Annotated in this window: 13 protein-coding genes and 2 pseudogenes; 6 read left to right on the top strand and 9 right to left on the bottom strand. The window is 20.0% G+C overall.

Features of this window, described 5'->3' with window-relative positions; genetic code table 11:
• Window positions 1-473 precede the first annotated feature (473 nt).
• The 3 genes from aspS to trxB form a co-directional block, all read right to left on the bottom strand.
• Complete coding sequence (aspS, locus tag LDP12_RS01885) at window positions 474-2,219, bottom strand: aspartate--tRNA ligase (protein ID WP_265226687.1); 1,746 nt, start codon at window positions 2,217-2,219, stop codon at window positions 474-476.
• 201 nt (window positions 2,220-2,420) lie between these two features.
• The gene (infA, locus tag LDP12_RS01880) at window positions 2,421-2,639 is read right to left on the bottom strand and encodes a translation initiation factor IF-1 (RefSeq protein ID WP_265226686.1); all 219 of its coding nucleotides are present in this window, start codon (window positions 2,637-2,639) and stop codon (window positions 2,421-2,423) included.
• A gap of 98 nt (window positions 2,640-2,737) precedes the next feature.
• On the bottom strand, window positions 2,738-3,688 hold the full coding sequence (trxB, locus tag LDP12_RS01875) for a thioredoxin-disulfide reductase (protein ID WP_265226685.1): 951 nt from the start codon (window positions 3,686-3,688) through the stop codon (window positions 2,738-2,740).
• A 191-nt stretch (window positions 3,689-3,879) separates the two neighbouring features.
• Between trxB and serS the strand changes: the two genes are divergently transcribed.
• The 6 genes and pseudogenes from serS to tpiA all read left to right on the top strand — a co-directional run bounded on the left by serS (window position 3,880) and on the right by tpiA (window position 11,100).
• Entirely contained in the window at window positions 3,880-5,172 is a 1,293-nt protein-coding gene (gene serS / locus LDP12_RS01870) for a serine--tRNA ligase (RefSeq protein ID WP_265226684.1), read from the top strand.
• 102 nt (window positions 5,173-5,274) lie between these two features.
• On the top strand, window positions 5,275-6,366 hold the full coding sequence (serC, locus tag LDP12_RS01865) for a 3-phosphoserine/phosphohydroxythreonine transaminase (protein WP_265226683.1): 1,092 nt from the start codon (window positions 5,275-5,277) through the stop codon (window positions 6,364-6,366).
• A 66-nt stretch (window positions 6,367-6,432) separates the two neighbouring features.
• On the top strand, window positions 6,433-7,719 hold the full coding sequence (gene aroA, locus LDP12_RS01860) for a 3-phosphoshikimate 1-carboxyvinyltransferase (RefSeq protein ID WP_265226682.1): 1,287 nt from the start codon (window positions 6,433-6,435) through the stop codon (window positions 7,717-7,719).
• 60 nt (window positions 7,720-7,779) lie between these two features.
• On the top strand, window positions 7,780-8,457 hold the full coding sequence (gene cmk / locus LDP12_RS01855) for a (d)CMP kinase (protein WP_265226681.1): 678 nt from the start codon (window positions 7,780-7,782) through the stop codon (window positions 8,455-8,457).
• A gap of 96 nt (window positions 8,458-8,553) precedes the next feature.
• Window positions 8,554-10,065 (top strand): annotated as a pseudogene (gene rpsA, locus LDP12_RS01850) (30S ribosomal protein S1); the annotation flags it as partial.
• Between the two features lie 273 nt (window positions 10,066-10,338).
• Window positions 10,339-11,100, top strand: a complete 762-nt coding sequence (gene tpiA / locus LDP12_RS01845) for a triose-phosphate isomerase (RefSeq protein WP_265226679.1) — start codon at window positions 10,339-10,341, stop codon at window positions 11,098-11,100.
• A gap of 35 nt (window positions 11,101-11,135) precedes the next feature.
• Here tpiA and pfkA read toward each other — a convergent pair whose 3' ends face one another.
• From pfkA to LDP12_RS01815, 6 genes and pseudogenes are all read right to left on the bottom strand, one after another.
• Entirely contained in the window at window positions 11,136-12,098 is a 963-nt protein-coding gene (gene pfkA, locus LDP12_RS01840) for a 6-phosphofructokinase (RefSeq protein ID WP_265226678.1), read from the bottom strand.
• An 81-nt stretch (window positions 12,099-12,179) separates the two neighbouring features.
• The gene (gene gpmA, locus LDP12_RS01835; RefSeq protein WP_265226677.1) at window positions 12,180-12,869 is read right to left on the bottom strand and encodes a 2,3-diphosphoglycerate-dependent phosphoglycerate mutase; all 690 of its coding nucleotides are present in this window, start codon (window positions 12,867-12,869) and stop codon (window positions 12,180-12,182) included.
• A 240-nt stretch (window positions 12,870-13,109) separates the two neighbouring features.
• Entirely contained in the window at window positions 13,110-14,249 is a 1,140-nt protein-coding gene (locus tag LDP12_RS01830; RefSeq protein WP_265226676.1) for a 2-oxo acid dehydrogenase subunit E2, read from the bottom strand.
• Between the two features lie 14 nt (window positions 14,250-14,263).
• A complete protein-coding gene (locus tag LDP12_RS01825) occupies window positions 14,264-17,047 on the bottom strand; it encodes a 2-oxoglutarate dehydrogenase E1 component (protein ID WP_265226675.1) in 2,784 nt (927 codons plus the stop codon).
• 48 nt (window positions 17,048-17,095) lie between these two features.
• On the bottom strand, window positions 17,096-17,842 hold the full coding sequence (locus tag LDP12_RS01820; RefSeq protein WP_265226674.1) for a Nif3-like dinuclear metal center hexameric protein: 747 nt from the start codon (window positions 17,840-17,842) through the stop codon (window positions 17,096-17,098).
• Between the two features lie 4 nt (window positions 17,843-17,846).
• A pseudogene (locus LDP12_RS01815) lies at window positions 17,847-18,449 on the bottom strand (FAD-binding domain-containing protein); the annotation flags it as partial.
• Window positions 18,450-18,491: the final 42 nt, after the last annotated feature.

Raw genomic sequence — 18,491 nt, 5'->3', positions numbered from 1 at the left:
ATTCATAAAGATTTTATAGAATTATTTGATATATTTTTAAAATACTTTAAATATACTATTTTTCTAAAAAACTTAATTTAAGTAAAATATAAGAAAAATATTTTATATATATTTAAAATTTTTATCATATATTAAAATTAATATTCAAATTTTTTAATAAAAAATTTATCTTTATATAGATTTTTAAATAATTATATTATTTTAAAAAAAAATAATAAATGTTTTAATATACTTATCAAAATTAAAAAATATTTTTAAAATTATAAAAATAAATTATTTATATTAATAAAAAATAAATTTTTGAATATAATCTTATTTATTAATAATATATTTTTAAAATTTTTAATCAATACAAATTAATTATAAAAATTAAATTTAAATATAAATTTTTAAATATAAAAAGTAAATTTTAAAAATTTATTAACTATTTTTTATAATAAAAAATTTTAATTTAATAAAATAATATTTATGTTTTATTTTAATTTAATTCCTAATTCATTTAAAAAATTTGTATTAATAAATTCTGGTGCTTGTGTCATTAAACATTTTCCTGAAGTAGTTTTTGGAAATGCAATCACATCGCTAATATATTTACTATTTGTTAATAACATAGCGATTCTATCTAATCCAAAAGCAATTCCAGCATGAGGAGGAGTTCCATATTTTAATGCATGTAAAAAAAATCCAAATTTATTTTTTTGTTCTTGTTTATTTAATCCAATAATTTTAAAAATTGTTTCTTGCAATTTTTTATTATGTATACGTACAGAACCACCCCCTATTTCTTCTCCATTTATAATCATATCATATGTTTTTGAAAGAGAATCTATAGGATTTTTTAATAATTTTAAAATATTTAAATTTTTTGGAGAAGTAAATGGATGATGCATACAAGAAAATGTATTATTTGAATTTTTTTTAAATAAAGGAAAATTTTTAATCCAAACTACAGACCATTTATTTTTATTTATTATTTTACAATCTTTTCCAATAATATTTCTTAATTTCCCTAATGTTTTTGTAATTAATGTTTGAGATCCATGTACAAAAAATATTATATCTCCTTCTTTACTTTGATTTCTTTGAATAATTTCTTGTTCTATTTTTAAATCAAGTTTTTTTAGTATAAAAAAATTAGTATATATTTGTTTTAATTTTAAATTCTGAACAACCATAATAAAAAAGTTTTTAATAAATTGTTTATTTAATATTTTTATATAAAAATTAATTTTTTCATCTTTTAAATTTATTCCATTTGGAATTTTTAAAGTAATAGTTCGATAAGATTTAGATCCTACATTCTTAAAAATTAATGTGTTTTTAAATAAATCATCAATATCAATAATTTCTAAAGGGTTTCTTAAATCTGGTTTATCTGTACCAAAACGCTTTAAAGATTCATTAAAAGAAATTTTATGAATATTATTTAATTGAATATTTTTTATTTTTAACCATAAATTAATAATCATTTTTTCCATAAGTTTACATAATTTATTACTTTTCATAAATGATGTTTCTATATCTATTTGAGTAAATTCAGGTTGTCTATTAGATCTTAAATCTTCATCACGAAAACATTTAACAATTTGATAATATCTATCTATTCCTGACATCATTAAGATTTGTTTAAATAATTGAGGAGATTGAGGTAAAGCATAAAATTTTCCTAAATTTAATCTACTAGGAACAATATAATCACGCGCTCCTTCTGGAGTAGATTTAGTTAAAAAAGGAGTTTCTATATTAAAAAATTTATTAGTATTTAAAAAATTTGAAATATTTTTTATAATTAAATGTTTAATTTTCAAATTATTAATAATATTTGACCGTCTAATATCTAAATAACGATATTTTAATCTAGTTTTAATTGAATTATTTTTATTAAAATCTAATGGTAAATCTTTTGATATATTTAAAATTTTTAATTTATGTGCAAAAATTTCTATTTTTCCAGTATAAATATTTAAATTTATATTATTCGGATTTCTTTTTTTTACTATTCCAGAAATTTGAACACAGTATTCTATTTTTAGTGTTTTAACTTTTTGAAATGTATTTTTTATTTTAGAAGAAAAAATTACTTGCACTATTCCTTCTTGATCTCTTATATCAATAAAAATTATTTTTCCAATATCTCTAATTTTGTTTATCCATCCACATATTTTAACTTTTTTAGAAAGATGTTTAGTATTAATTTCTCCACAGTAATGAGTACGCATTTTTTTCCTAATATATTTTTGTAAAAATATAGTTATAAATTTTATTAATAAAAATTTATTTTAAATATTATATCAATTATAAAATAAAAAATTTTAAATATTTCGAAATTTATATAAAAATAATATTTTATACAAATATTAATTTAATCATAATATTTTATTTCTGTATAAATTTTCTATAATTAAATACATATTTTCAAATTATCGACTTCTAAATGTTATTCTACCTTTAGTTAAATCATATGGAGTAAGTTCAACTGTAACTTTATCTCCTGTCAAAATTCTAATATAATTTTTTCTCATTTTTCCTGAAATATGTGCTAAAATTATATGTTTGTTTTCTAGCTGTACACGAAACATAGTATTAGGTAAAGTATCTATAACTGTTCCTTGCATTTCAATATTATTTTCTTTAATCATAATATCAATCTCTTATAAATTTAAATTTTTGGTAAAATATAACTTCATAATACATTATTTTTTTTTTTCATTCTATATATTATTAAAAATTGAAGTTTTTATAAAGATTCTAAATATTTTTCAGAATCAAGAGCAGCTATACATCCGCTAGAAGAAGCAGTTATAGCTTGTCTATATGAATTATATATAACATCTCCAGCTGCAAATACTCCTGGAATATTAGTTTGAGAAGAATATTTTTTAGAATCTTTTCCAACAATAATATATTCATTTTTCATTTTTAATTTATTTTTAAAAATTTGTGTATTAGGATTATTTCCAATAGCTAAAAATACTCCAGATATATTAAAATTTTTAATTTTTTTATTTTTTATAGATTCAATTTCAATGCTTTCTAATAAATTTTTTCCTAAAAATTTTTTTACTTTATAATTTTTGTGAAAAATTATTTTTTTTTCATCAATTTTTTGAATAATTTTTTTAATTAATATTTTTTCTGCAGTAAATTTTTTTTTTCGATGTATTAAATGTATTTTTTTTACAATATTAGATAAGTATAAAGATTCTTCTAAAGCTGTATTACCACCTCCAATGACAGATATAATTTTATTTTTGTAAAAAAAACCGTCACATATAGCACAAGTTGATATACCTTTTCCAAAAAATAAAGATTCAGAATCAATATTTAATCGTCTAGGTGTAGATCCTGTAGATATTATAATAGAATCAGCTGTATAAATATTATCATCACCAATTAAAATAAAAGGTTTAGAGTGAAAATTTATATCATTAATGTGATCATTTATAATACAAGTATTAAATTTTAAAGCATGATTTTTTAATCTTTGAATAAATTCTGAACCTATTAAAGTATTATAATCTCCAGGCCAATTTTCAATCATATTAGTTTGCATTAATTGACCACCTGGAATATTTCCAGTAATAATAATTGGATTTAAATTAGCTCTTGCAGAATATATTCCAGCTGTATAACCTGCTGGTCCTGATCCTAATATAATTATTTTACTATGTATTTTTTGTTTTTTCATAAATTTTAAATTTTTATTATCTATTTATAGTTATTTATAGAAGTTATAGTATAATATAATCATCAAAATTTATATATAAATTATATCTATATTCTTTAGAATTTAATATGTTTTAAAAACATTTTTTAAAATATATAATTATTTTTATATGAATATTTTGTATTAAAAATATATCTAATGAGTAGAATTTCATGATTAATTCAAAATTTTTAAGAAAAAATATAAAAAAAATTGCTTTAAATTTATCAAAAAAAGGTTTTTTTTTAGATATTAAAAAATTTAAAAAATTGGAAAAAAAAAGAAAAAATATACAATTTAAAACAGAAAATTTAAGATCAATTCAAAAAAATAACTCTAAATTTATTGGAAATATAAAAAATTCAATAAAAGATCAAAAAAAAATTATTCAAAAAAATATTCTTTTAAGTAAAAAATTAAATAAATATAAAAAAAAATTTAAAACTATAAAAAAAAAAATTTATGATTTTTCTGTGAATTTACCTAATATTACATTAAAAGATGTACCTTTTGGACAAAACTCACATGATAATAAAATTATATATACTTGGGGAAAAATAAAAAAACAAAAATTTTTAATAAAAAATCATTTACAATTAGGAAAAAAAATAAATGGTTTTGATTGGAAAACTTCTGCAAAAATTTCAGGTACAAATTTTTTTATTATGAAAGGAATTATTGCTAAATTATATAGGATTTTAGGTCAATTTATGTTAGATATTCATATTAAAAAACATAAATATAAAGAAATATATGTTCCATATATTGTTAATGAAGAGTGTTTATATGGTACTGGACAATTACCTAAATTTCACTCTAATTTATTTGGTGTATATACAACTAAAGAAAAAAAACTTAAAAAAAATTTTTTAATTCCTACAGCTGAAGTACCTTTAACTAATTTAGTACAAAATAAAATTTTAAAAAAATCTAAATTACCTTATATGTTTGTAGCTAAAACTCCATGTTTTAGATCAGAATCTAATTCTTATGGTCGAGATTTTCAAGGTTTAATTAGATTAAATCAATTCGATAAAGTAGAGTTAGTGCATATTACCCATCCAAAAAAATCTTGTGATGCATTAGAAAAAATCACATTACATGCAGAAAAAATTTTAAAATTATTAAAATTACCTTATAGAAAAATTCTTTTATGTACAGGTGAAACAAACTTTTCATCTGCAAAAACATATGATTTAGAAGTATGGTTTCCTTCACATAAATCTTATATTGAAGTTTCTTCATGTTCTAATATGCTTGATTTTCAAGCTCAACGTATACAAGCTCGTTATTTTAGTAAAAAAAATAATAAATATGTTTCAGTTCATACTTTAAATGGTTCTGGATTAGCTATAGGTAGAATATTAGCAGCAATACTTGAAAACTATCAATTACAAAACGGAGCAATAAAAATACCCAAAATATTACGTAAAAAATATATGAATGGTTTAAAACTTATTTCATAAAATATATATAAAATTAAATTTTTTAAATAAAAATTTTATAAATAAATTTAAATATTTTTACATCGATTATATAAATAATAATTTAATTTAAAATGGAAAAAAATGAACTATATTTATAATTTTAGCGCTGGTCCATCTATGTTACCAATTTCAGTTATGAAAAAAGCTCATCAAGATTTTAGAAATTGGTGTAATCTAGGATCTTCTATTTTAGAAATCAGTCACAGAAGCAAAGAATTTTTAGAATTACAAAAAAATTCTAAAAATGATTTACGAGAATTATTAAATATACCAAATAATTATGAAATATTATTTTGTCATGGTGGTGCAAGAGGTCAATTTTCTGCTATTCCGATGAATTTATCAGAAAAAAACAGTCAAGTAGATTATATTTATAGTGGTTATTGGTCTAAAAAAGCTGCTGAAGAAGCACAAAAATATTGTAAAACTAATATCATTCATGTTCTTCAAGAAATAGATAATATTAAATATGTTCTTCCTTATCATAAATGGAATATTAATTTAAATTCAGATTATATACATTATTGTCCAAATGAAACAATTGAAGGTATAGCAATTTATGAAGAACCAATTTTTAAAAATAAAAATATAATAGGAGATTTTTCATCTACATTATTATCACGTGTAATTGATATTAGTAAATATTCTTTAATTTATGCAAGTGCACAAAAAAATATTGGAGCTTCAGGTCTTACAATTATAATTGTAAAAAAAGAATTATTAAAAAAATCAAAAAAATTCACTCCATCTATATTAGATTATAATATTATGTATAATTATGATTCTCTTTTTAATACTCCAACAAATTTTTCATGGTATTTATCAAGCTTAATTTTTAAATGGTTAAAAAAAATAGGAGGAATTCAAAAAATAGAAGAAATCAATCAAGAAAAATCTAAATTATTATATCAAGTGATTGATTCAAGTAATTTTTATAAAAATTTTGTACATAAAAAAAACAGATCTCAAATGAATGTAGTATTTCAATTAAAAAATAAGTTTTTAGATAATTTATTTGTAAAAGAAGCACAATTAAATAATTTATATGCATTAAAAAATCATAAAATAGCTGGAGGTATTCGAGCTTCTATATATAATTCCATGCCTTTGGCAGGAATAAAAAAATTAGTTAAATTTATGTTATATTTTAAAAAAAAATATAGTTCGTTATAATTTAATGTTTAAAAATATTTTTTTAAATATTTATTTTATAAAAGAACATAATATGGTTCTAATTACATGATAAAAAAAATAATCATTCAACCTCCTATAAAAATAGAAGGTGATATATATCTTCCTGGTTCAAAAAGTATTACAAATCGTGCATTACTTCTTTCAGCAATGTCTTATGGAAAGACTGTTTTAAAAAACATATTATATAGTGATGATGTTAAATATATGTTATATGCTTTACAAAAATTAGGAATAAAATATATTCTTTCAAAGAATAATACTTTTTGTAAAATTTATGGTCAAGGAAAAAATTTTCCTATAAATAAAAATATTACTTTATTTTTAGGAAACGCAGGTACTGCAGTACGATCTTTATTATCTGTATTATCTATTAAAAGTAATAATATTATTATTACTGGAGATAAAAGAATGCAACAAAGACCTATTAAACATTTAATTGATGCATTAAAACAAGGAAACGCTAAATTTAAATATTTAAAACAAAAAAATAATGTACCAATTTATATTAAAGGAGGATTTAAAGGTGGAATAATTTTTTTAAATGGAAGTATTTCTAGTCAATTTTTAACAGGTTTATTATTAGCATCTCCAATATTAAAAAATAATACACAAATTTTAATTCAAGGAAACTTAGTTTCTAAGCCATATATTGATCTTACTATACAAATGATGAAAGATTTTGGAATTAAAGTTATTAATCGTAATTATAAAGAATTTTTTATTACAGGTAATCAAAATTATATTTCTCCAAAAAAATATTTTATAGAAGGTGATGCTTCATCAGCTTCTTATTTTCTATCTGCAGCTGCAATTAAAGGAGGAACAGTTAATGTCTTAGGAATTGGAAAAAACAGCATACAAGGAGATATAAAATTTGCTTCTATTTTAGAAAAAATGGGAGCTAAAATTACTTTCGGAAAAAACTATATTCAATGTTCTAAAAAAGAATTACATTCTATTGATATGGATTTAAATGATATTCCAGATGCTGCAATGACAATTGCTATAACAGCTTTATTTGCTAAAGGAAAAACAACTATTAGAAATATTTATAATTGGAGAGTTAAAGAAACAGATCGTTTATATGCTATGTCTCATGAGCTAAAAAAAGTTGGAGCTATTATTACAGAAGGAAATGATTATTTAACTATTATTCCTCCAAAAAAAATTCCTAAAGTAGAAATTAGTACATATAATGATCATCGTATAGCAATGTGTTTTTCTTTATTATCTTTATCTGGAACTCCAGTAATTATTTTAAATCCAAAATGTATTAATAAAACTTTTCCTGATTATTTTTTAAAATTTTATTCTATATGTAAATATAATTAAAAAATATAAATAATATAAAAATATTTATTAATAAAATTTATTAATATAATTAAATAATATATGAAAAAAATTATCCCAGTAATAACTATTGATGGACCTAGTGGTGTTGGAAAAAGTACATTAACTTATGCTATATCAAAAAAATTAAAATGGCATATTTTAGAATCAGGATATATGTATAGAATTACTGCTTTTTTTATTTTGAAATATAATTTATCTTTAAATAAAAAAATAATTTTTAAATTAGAAAATTTAAAATTTAATTTTAAAATTATTCGTAATGAATTAAAAATATTTTTTCATGATATTGATATCTCAAATAAAATACATTCTCAAAAGATTTCTATGATGGCTTCTAAAATTGCTAAATTACCATATATACGAGAATGGCTTTTACACACACAAAGATCATATAAAAAATTTCCAGGATTAGTGACTAATGGAAGAGATATGGGGACAATTGTTTTTCCTGATGCTATTTTAAAAATATTTTTAAAAACTAAATTTAAAATAAGATTAAAAAGACGTTTTATAGATTTACAAAACAGAGGTTTTAAAATTGATTTAAAAACTTTAAATAAAGAACTCAAAAAACGTGATTATCAAGATGAAAACCGTATAATTTGTCCTTTAAAACCTGCTAAAGATGCTATAATCATTAATTCTACTAATATGAATTTTAAAGAAACTGTACAAGTATCTATGAAATATATTTATAAAAAATTAAAAATGTTATAAACACTCTTTAACATGGAAATAGTTAAAGTAATTTTAAAAACTTTTTATTAAAACTGATTTTTTAAAAAGTTTATTAATATTTAGTAAAAGATTAATATGAAAGAATCATTTTCCCAATTATTTGAAAATTCATTAAAACTTAATAATACTAAACCAGGATCAATTATTTCAGGAACTGTAATTTCTATTAATAAAGAAAATGTTATTATAGATTCTGGATTAAAATCAGAATCTCAAATACCTATTGAACAATTTAAAAATGAAACTGGAAAAATAGAAGTAAAAATAGGAGATATAGTTCAAGTAGCATTAGATACAGTAGAAGATGGTTTTGGAACTACTATTTTATCACGTGAAAAAGCAAAGAGATATCAATCATGGTTAAATTTAGAAAAAATTTATGAAAATTCTACTACAATTGAAGGAATAATTAACGGTAAAGTCAAAGGAGGATTTACTGTTGAACTAAAAGATATTCGAGCATTTTTACCAGGATCTTTAGTAGATATTCGACCTATTCGAGAAACATCACATTTAGAAGGAAAAAAATTAGAATTTAAAGTAATTAAAATAGATCGTAAAAGAAATAATGTTGTAGTTTCTAGAAGAGCTGTGATTGAATCTGAAAATAGTGCTGAACGTGATCAATTATTAAATAGTCTCGAAGAAGGATTAAAATTAAAAGGAATTGTAAAAAATTTAACAGACTATGGTGCTTTTATCGATTTAGGTGGAGTAGATGGATTATTACATATTACAGATATGGCTTGGAAAAGAGTAAAACATCCTAGTGAAATAGTTCATATTGGAGAAGAAATTTTAATTAAAGTTCTGAAATTTGATAAAGATAAAACAAGAGTATCATTAGGTTTAAAACAATTAGGTGAAGATCCATGGTATATGATCTCTAAAAGATATCCAGAAAAATCTAAAATTTCTGGAAGAGTTACTAATTTAACAGATTATGGATGTTTTGTAGAAATTGAAGAAGGAATTGAAGGTTTAGTACATATTTCTGAAATGAATTGGACAAATAAAAATATACATCCATCTAAAGTAGTAAAATTAAATGATATTATTGAAGTAATGATTTTAGATATTGATGAAGAAAGAAGACGTATTTCTTTAGGATTAAAACAATGTACTTTAAATCCATGGAAAAAATTTTATAAATTAAATAAAAAAGGAACAAAAGTAGATGGAATTATAAAATCTATTACAGATTTTGGAATTTTTGTAGGATTAAAAGATGGAATTGATGGATTAGTTCATTTATCTGACATAGATTGGATTGTTCCAGGAGAAGAAGCTGTAAAAAAATATAAAAAAGGAGACAAAATTTCTGCTATAGTGTTACAAGTTGATGCTGATAGAGAAAGAATATCTTTAGGTATTAAACATCTTAAAAAAGATCCATTTAATAAATATATTAAAAAAAATAAAAAATATTCTATTGTAAAAGGACAATTACAATCTATTTCTTCAAAAGAAAAAATAGTTATTTCTTTAGAAAAGAATATTAATGGTATAATAATTTTTTCAAATCTTGAAAAAATTGATATTAATCAACAAATCTCTATTTTAAAAAAGAATAAAATTTTAGAATTTTTAATTTATGATATTGATCATAAAAATAAATTAATTTATTTATCTTTTTTAAAATATGATTTACTAAAAAAAAATCTATAAAAATTATATTCATAATATAAAGAATAATCGTATATAGTTTAAAACCACAAAAAAAAAAATTTATTTAAAATTTTTTAAATTTATAGTACTACAAAGAATTAATCTCTATTTTAATACTTTGAAATACTATAAATTAAATAAAAATTTAAAAAAAAAAAAAAAATATAATTCTTATTTTATAAAGAGAGATATATGCTTAAACCCATAATTATTGCTAATTGGAAGTTAAATGGAGATAAAATTTTAGTACAAAAATTTATTAAAAAAATAAGTTTTGATTATAAAAAGTACTTTAAAAAAAATACAATTATTCTATCTCCTCCAATTATATATATAGAATATATGAAAAAATGTATGAAAAATTTAAAATTATCTTTTGCTGTTCAAAATGTTGATTATAATTATCAAGGAGCTTTCACTGGAGAAATATCTACTTATATGGTGCAAGAAATTGGAGCAAAATATGTTATTTTAGGTCATTCTGAAAGAAGAAAAAATCATTTTGAAAATAATTTATTAGTAGCTAAAAAATTTTATTGTACAAAAATAAATAATTTAATTCCAATATTATGTATTGGAGAAACTAAAAATGAAAAAAAATCAGGATTAACAAAAAGTATTTTAAAAAAACAAATTGATGAAATATTTTTAATATGTGGAAAAAATGCTTTTAATAATACTTTAATTGCTTATGAACCTATATGGGCTATTGGAACTGGAACAAATGCATCTCCAATTTTAATAAATAAAATTTTAAAATTTATAAAAAAATATATAATTTATAAAAGCGACAATACTAATATAAAATTTTATATGCAATATGGTGGTTCTGTATCTACTGAAAATATAAAAGATATTATATGTCAAAAATATGTAGATGGAGTATTAATTGGATCAGGATCTTTAAATTATAAAAATTTTTTAAAAATGATTCAAATTTCTTCTAAAAATTAATTATTATTAATATTTCATAAAACTAAAAATTTAAATTAATATAAGTTAGATACTAATTGTATTAATTTTTTTTTTAGTTTTTTATGTTTAGATTTAGAAAAATGTTTTAAATCATAATGAATTATTTTATTATTTTTAATTCCTATACATTGTCCAAATTGCTTTTTTAACAATAATTTAATTGCTAATAAACTCATTTTAAAAGCTAAAATTCTATCAAAAGAAACAGGAGAACCTCCTCTTTGTATATGACCAAGAATAGTAGATCGAGTTTCTTTATTAATTTTTTTTTCAATTTTTTTTGCTAATTTTTTTACATTACAAATTTTTTCAGTTATAGCAATAATAGCATTTTTATTTCCTAATTTTATATTTTTTTTAATATTAAAAATTAATTTTTCTTCATTATATGGAATTTCTGGAATAATTATAAATTCACAACCACTAGCAATAGCAGCAAAAAGAGTTAAATCTCCACAATTTCTTCCCATAATTTCTATAATAGAAATTCTTTGATGTGAACAAGATGTATCACGAATTTTATCCATTGCTTGTACTACTGTTTCTAATGCTGTACTATAACCAATCGTATAATCTGTTCCATAAATATCATTATCGATAGTTCCTGGAATTCCAATACATGGAAAATTCATTTTATATAATTTATAAGCTCCAGTATATGTTCCATTGCCCCCAATTACAATTAATGCGTTAATTCCTTTTTTTTTCATATTTTTAATTGCAATTTCTCTGTTTTCTTTTTTATAAAATTTTAAATAACGCGCTGTACCAAGAATTGTTCCTCCTCTATTTAAAATATTAGATGTATTATTTTTATTTAATGTAATCATATTATTTTGACATAATCCTAAATAACCATTTAAAATTCCTACAACTTTAATGTTTTTATTATAAGCAATTCGAACTATGCTTTGAATAGCAGAATTCATTCCTGGAGAATCACCTCCACTAGTTAGAACTGCTATTTTTTTAATCATATGATTCCTTTAATTTTATGATTTTTTAAAATATATTATAGAGTTTTTATAAATTTACAAACATTATATTTATTATTTTTTTTATAAATAATAATATTTTATAGGTTCGCAATTTTTATTAAATTCATATATAAATGGTTTTCCTGTCGGAATATTTAAATCTGGAACATCTTCATCACGTATATTATCTAAAAAAGTTATTAAAGCTCGTAAAGAATTACCATGAGCAACAACAATTATTTTTTTATTATTTTTCATTTCTGGAAGAATGACATTATTCCAATATGGTAATACTCTTTTTAAAGTTAATTCTAAACTTTCTGTATAAGGAATATCTTTTTCTTTCATATTAAAATATCTTTTATCATATCCAGAAAATTTATTTTTTAAAGTTTTCATTTTAGGAGGAACAACTCTAAAACTTCGTCTCCAATCTATAATTTTTTTTTTACCATATGTTTGAATTACATTTTCTTTGTTAAAACCTTGTAATTCTCCATAATGTCTTTCATTAAATCTCCAAGTTTTATGAACTTTCAACCATGGTTGATTTATTTTTTTTAATACACTCCATAAAGTATAAATTGCTCTTTTTAAAACAGATGTGTAAGCAATATCAAAAGAAAAATTGTGTTTTTTTAAAAGAATTCCTGCTTGTTTTGCTTCTTTAATTCCATTTTTTGTTAAAGAAGCATCATACCATCCAGTAAATCTATTAGATTGATTCCATTCACTCTCACCATGTCTTAAAAAAATTACTTGAAATGTCATTAAATTTTCCTTTTAAAAAAAAAATTAAATTTTATATAATTTTATTATAAAAATATATTTTAAAAATTTATTACATTAAAAAATTTTATTATATATTTAATAATATAATTCTTTTTAAAATAAATAATAAAGAATTATATTAAATAAAATATATTTAATTAAATTTAATAAATTTAATAATTAAACTATTAATATTTTACTATATTTAAATATGAATTTCTATGAAAGAATTTAACAAAATTAAATATCTAAAATAACTTGAATAAAATTTTCTAAAATATTTTTAATTTGATTTAAAAATCCAATAGCATCTTTGCCATCTATAAGTCTATGATCATAAGACAAAGAAATATACATCATAGGAGCAATTTTAATTTTTTGTTGCTTGGTTACAATAACTCTATCTTGAATATTATGCATTCCTAATATAGCAGATTGAGGTGAGTTAATAATTGGAGTAGAAAATAAAGATCCAAACACTCCTCCATTTGTTATTGTAAATGTTCCTCCGTTTAATTCTTGTATAGTAATTCTATTATGTTTTCCTTGATTTGAATAATATTTTATTTTTTTTTCTATATCTGCAATACTCATTTGATCTGCTTGAAAAATTACAGGCGCAATTAAACCACGATCAGTAGACACTGCTATATTTATATTATATTCATCATAAAAAATTATTTTATCTTTATTTATAATAGCATTTATTATAGGATATTTTTTTAATGCTGATACTACAGATTTTATAAAAAAAGACATAAAACCTAGTTTAGTACGATTTTTTTTTTTAAAAATTTCTCCAAATTTTTTTCTAATTTTAATAATTGAAGACATATTGACTTCATTAAAAGTAGTTAACATTGCTGTATTATTTTGAGTTTCTATCAACTTTTCAGAAATTTTTTTACGTAATGAAGACATTGAAATAATTTTTTTAATTTTAACATTATTATTTAACATATCATTAAAATTTTTTGAAACACAATTATTATTTTTTAATGTTTCTTTTTTTGGAAAAATTTTTGTTTCTTTAATATCTAATAATTTTTTTTGATTTAAAAGTTTATTTTTTCTTCTTAAAGATGGAGATAAATTTTCTTGTATATTTTTAAAATTTGATTGCATATTAATATTATTTTTTTTATTTATATAACATAATATTTCATGCGAACTAACTAAATTTCCAGAATTTTTTACAATAGAAGTCAATATTCCTGTTTCTGGAGAAGGTACTTCAATCATAATTTTATCTGTTTCAAGATCTACTAAAATATCATCTCTATAAATTTTATCACCAATATTTTTATGCCATTTAATAATTGTAGCAGTATGTACAGATTCAGGTAATTCAGGTACTAAAATTTTTATTTTTTCTTTCATATTTACCTTTTATATTAATATTTTTTAAATATAGAATTAATAATTTTAAATTGTTCTTTTTTATGTATATAAATATTTCCAGTAGCAGGAGAAGCTGAAGAATATCTTCCAACATATGTAATTTTAATGTTATTAGAAAAAATCTTACTAAAAATATTTTTAATATAATTCCAAGCACCTTGATTTTTAGGTTCTTCTTGATACCAAAAAATATTTTTTACATAAGAATAATTTTTAAAAATTTTTAATATTTGTTTTGTTGGAAATGGATATAATTGTTCTATTTTAATAAAAAGAATACTTGACATTTTATTTTTATTATGTATTTCTAGTAATTCATAATATATTTTTCCACAGCATAAAATAATTTTATTAATTTTTTCTGAATTAAAAGAACTATTTTTATATATAACTTGTTTAAATTTTCCTAAATATAATTCTTTAAATGAAGATTGAGATAATGGATTTCTTAATAATGATTTAGGAGAAAAAATGATTAAAGGTTTTTTCATTCCTGTTAAAGCATGTAAACACAATAAATGAAATATTTGAGATGAAGTAGTAGGTATACAAACTTGTATATTTTTTTTAGCACATAGTTGTAAATATCTTTCAATTCTTGCAGAAGAATGCTCTGGACCTTGACCTTCATATCCATGAGGTAAAAACATCACTATTCCAGAACTTTGATTCCATTTTTCCTTACTAGAAGTAATAAATTGATCGATAACTACTTGAGCAACATTTGAAAAATCTCCAAATTGAGCTTCCCAAACATTTAAAGTATTACAATTTCTTAAACTGTATCCATATTCAAAAGCTAAAACAGATTCTTCAGATAATACAGAATTCCAAATAAAAAATTTTCCATTAGAAACATTTTTTAAAGGAGTATAAGAATTATTATTTTTTTGATCATATATTTTTGCATGACGATGAAAAAATGTTCCACGAATTACATCTTCTCCAGAAATTCGACAAGAAATTCCAATATTTAATAAATATGCATAAGCTAAATTTTCAGCAGCTCCCCAATCAATATATTTTTCTTTTTTAACCATATACATTCTATTTATATAAATCTTTTTTACTAAAGGATGTATATTTAATTTTTTTGGTAATGTATTAATATCTTTAAATAATTTTAACAATTTATTTTTTGAGAATTTTATTTTCTTTAAATTTAAAGATAAATCTTGAATTTTATTATAATTTGATTTTAATTCAAAATTTAAAGAACTATAATTTGGAGAAATACTTAATTTATTATCTAATTGTTTTTGATAATTTAATATAATTTTTAATATTTTATTTTTTGTAATGATTTTTTTTTTAAGTAATTTTTTAAAATATATATTTTTTACGGTAGGATGATTTTTAATTTTTTGATACATTAATGGTTGAGTAACAGATGGTTCATCTGATTCATTATGCCCATAACGTCTATAACCAATTAAATCTATAAAAACATCTTTTTTAAATTTTTTTTTATATTTTATTGCCATTTGAATAGCAAAAACAGCAGCTTCTGGATCATCTGCATTAACATGAAAAATAGGTGATTCAATCATTTTAGCAATATCAGTACAATAATTACTAGATCTCATATGATTAATATTAGATGTAGTAAAACCAATTTGATTATTAATAACAATATGTACAGAACCACCTACAGTATAACCTGGAGTTTGAGACATATTTAAAGTTTCTTGTATAACACCTTGACCAATAAGAGCAGCATCACCATGAATCATAATTGATAATACTTTATTTTTCTTAGAAGATTGTAAAGAATCTATACAAGATCGAGAAATTCCCATAATTACAGGATTAATAATTTCTAAGTGAGAAGGATTATATTCTAAATTTAAATACGCTGATCCATGTTTTGTGATAGCTTTTGAATAAAATCCAAAATGATATTTAACATCTCCTGTATTTATAGAATTTGTAAAATTTTTAGAAAATTCTTGAAATAATTTTTTTGTAGGTTTTCCTAAAATATTAGTTAATACATTTAATCTACCACGATGCGCCATACCTATATATAAATTTTTAATTTTATTTTTAATAGAACAAATAATAGCTTCATATAACATAGGAATTAAAGAATCATTTCCTTCTAAAGAAAATCTTTTATATCCTGGATATTTAGAATTAATATAATTTTCAAATGTTTCAGAATAAATAATTGCATTTAATATATTTAATTTTTTATTTTTTGTATAAATATTTTTATTCCATTTTCTTTCAATATAATCTATACACCACAATTTTTCTTTTTTAATACTTAAATGATTAAATTCAAAACCTATAGTATGGCAATATTTCTTTTTTAACCAAGATAAAAAAGAAAAAAAATTAGAAAAATTTTTAATTTTATTTTTATTTATATTTAAAATTATTTCTTCATATAATTTTTTATCAGATATTTTAAAAAAATCATGATTAATTTTAGTAATTTCTTTTTGATATTTTAAATTTTCTAAAGGATTTATATTAGAATATTTATAACCTTTTTTTCTAAAAAAATTTAATATTTTAAAAATTTTTTTTTGATTTAATATATGAAATTTTGATTTCATATAATTATTTTTAAAATTTATTTTATTATTTTGAATATTATAATCATTATTTTTATTTAAAAAATATAAATTTAGTTTTTTAAATTTTTTTCTCCATAACATATCTAAAGAATTTTCATCTTTTAGATATTTTTTATAAAGATTATCTAAATATTCTTGATTTATAGAATTTATCCATAATTCATTATTTTTTTTTATTTGTTTTGTACTCATTTCATTTTTCTCATTAAATTGTATTAAATATAAAACTTATTTGAAATTTTAAGCTGGATTATCAACATTAATAAATTTTATATTTAGATTTTGATATTTTTTAGATAACCAATTACTTAATAATTGTATACCTCCAGTTTCACTAGCATGATGTCCAATAGAAAAAAAATGTATATTAGATTCTCTTGCATAATGCGTTGTTTCTTCAGAAATTTCACCAGTAAGAAAACAATCAATTTTATGTTGAATGACTTTTAAAATTAAATTTTGTCCTTTTCCACTACACCAAGCTATACTTGAAATTTTTTTATTTGTATTTTCAGGAATATATATAGGTTTTCTTTTAAAAATAGAAAAAATTTTTTTATATAATTTTTTTCCACTAATTTTATTTTTAAATTGACCAGACCATAAATATGGTGTAATTATTTTTTTTTTATCAATTTTTAAAGATTTTTCTATATAAGCATTATTTCCTAATTTTAAATGAGCATCTAAAGGTAAGTGCCAACTATATAAATTAATATTATTTGATAAAATTGTTTGTAAACGTTTTCTTGTAAAATTATGAATACATTTTGGATCATTTTTCCAAAAATATCCATGATGTACAATAATAGCTTCAGCTCTATATTTAACAGATATATCTAATAAAATTTGACAAGCTGTAACTCCAGTAATAATTTTTTTGATTTTTTTACAACCTTCAATTTGTAATCCATTGTAAGTAGAATCATGAAAAGATTTAGAATTTAACTTTTTATTAATTATTTTTTCTAGAAGTTTATTATTCATATATTTATCTTTGTAAAATTTTTTTTATTTGTTTAATAAAAATATTTTTGTTTTTATGATAATTTATAATAGGATTTGGATATATTTTAGAAAGTTTATTTTTTTTTAACCAAATATGAGGTTCATGTATATATTTTTTTGGAACATGTTTTAATTCTGGAATATATTTTTTAATAAAGAATCCATTAAAATCAAATTTTTTTGATTGTAAATAAGGATTAAAAGTACGTATATAAGGTACAGAATCTGTTCCTATAGATGCTATCCAAGTCCAATTTCCATTATTTAAAGAATAATCAAAATCAATTAAACGGATCATAAAATATTTTTCTCCATATCTCCAATTAATTAATAAATTTTTTACTAAAAAATTTGAGGTAATCATTCTTAATCTATTATGCATCCAACCTAATTTATTTAACTGTCTCATTCCTGCATCAATTATAGGAAACCCAGTTAATCCTTTTTTCCAAGCTTTAAAATAAGAATAATTATCACTCCATTGAATTTTTTTTTCCCAACTTTTCAAAAATGTATTTTTATGTTTAATGGAAAATTGAAAAAATAAATGTTTAAAAAATTCTCTCCATAATATTTTATCTAAAAAAACACAAATATTTATTTTTTTTTTTTGACTATATAATGTTAT

This window comes from Buchnera aphidicola (Chaitophorus viminalis), assembly GCF_026122795.1.
Classification (GTDB): Bacteria; Pseudomonadota; Gammaproteobacteria; order Enterobacterales; family Enterobacteriaceae; genus Buchnera_J; species Buchnera_J aphidicola_BK.
This window is presented reverse-complemented; position numbering and strand designations above follow the sequence as displayed.

Coding starts and splice junctions, on each gene's coding strand:
- aspS (WP_265226687.1), bottom strand. CDS start 2,219: ATGCGTACTCATTACTGTGGAGAAATTAATACTAAACATCTTTCTAAA.
- infA (WP_265226686.1), bottom strand. CDS start 2,639: ATGATTAAAGAAAATAATATTGAAATGCAAGGAACAGTTATAGATACT.
- trxB (WP_265226685.1), bottom strand. CDS start 3,688: ATGAAAAAACAAAAAATACATAGTAAAATAATTATATTAGGATCAGGA.
- serS (WP_265226684.1), top strand. CDS start 3,880: ATGATTAATTCAAAATTTTTAAGAAAAAATATAAAAAAAATTGCTTTA.
- serC (WP_265226683.1), top strand. CDS start 5,275: ATGAACTATATTTATAATTTTAGCGCTGGTCCATCTATGTTACCAATT.
- aroA (WP_265226682.1), top strand. CDS start 6,433: ATGATAAAAAAAATAATCATTCAACCTCCTATAAAAATAGAAGGTGAT.
- cmk (WP_265226681.1), top strand. CDS start 7,780: ATGAAAAAAATTATCCCAGTAATAACTATTGATGGACCTAGTGGTGTT.
- tpiA (WP_265226679.1), top strand. CDS start 10,339: ATGCTTAAACCCATAATTATTGCTAATTGGAAGTTAAATGGAGATAAA.
- pfkA (WP_265226678.1), bottom strand. CDS start 12,098: ATGATTAAAAAAATAGCAGTTCTAACTAGTGGAGGTGATTCTCCAGGA.
- gpmA (WP_265226677.1), bottom strand. CDS start 12,869: ATGACATTTCAAGTAATTTTTTTAAGACATGGTGAGAGTGAATGGAAT.
- LDP12_RS01830 (WP_265226676.1), bottom strand. CDS start 14,249: ATGAAAGAAAAAATAAAAATTTTAGTACCTGAATTACCTGAATCTGTA.
- LDP12_RS01825 (WP_265226675.1), bottom strand. CDS start 17,047: ATGAGTACAAAACAAATAAAAAAAAATAATGAATTATGGATAAATTCT.
- LDP12_RS01820 (WP_265226674.1), bottom strand. CDS start 17,842: ATGAATAATAAACTTCTAGAAAAAATAATTAATAAAAAGTTAAATTCT.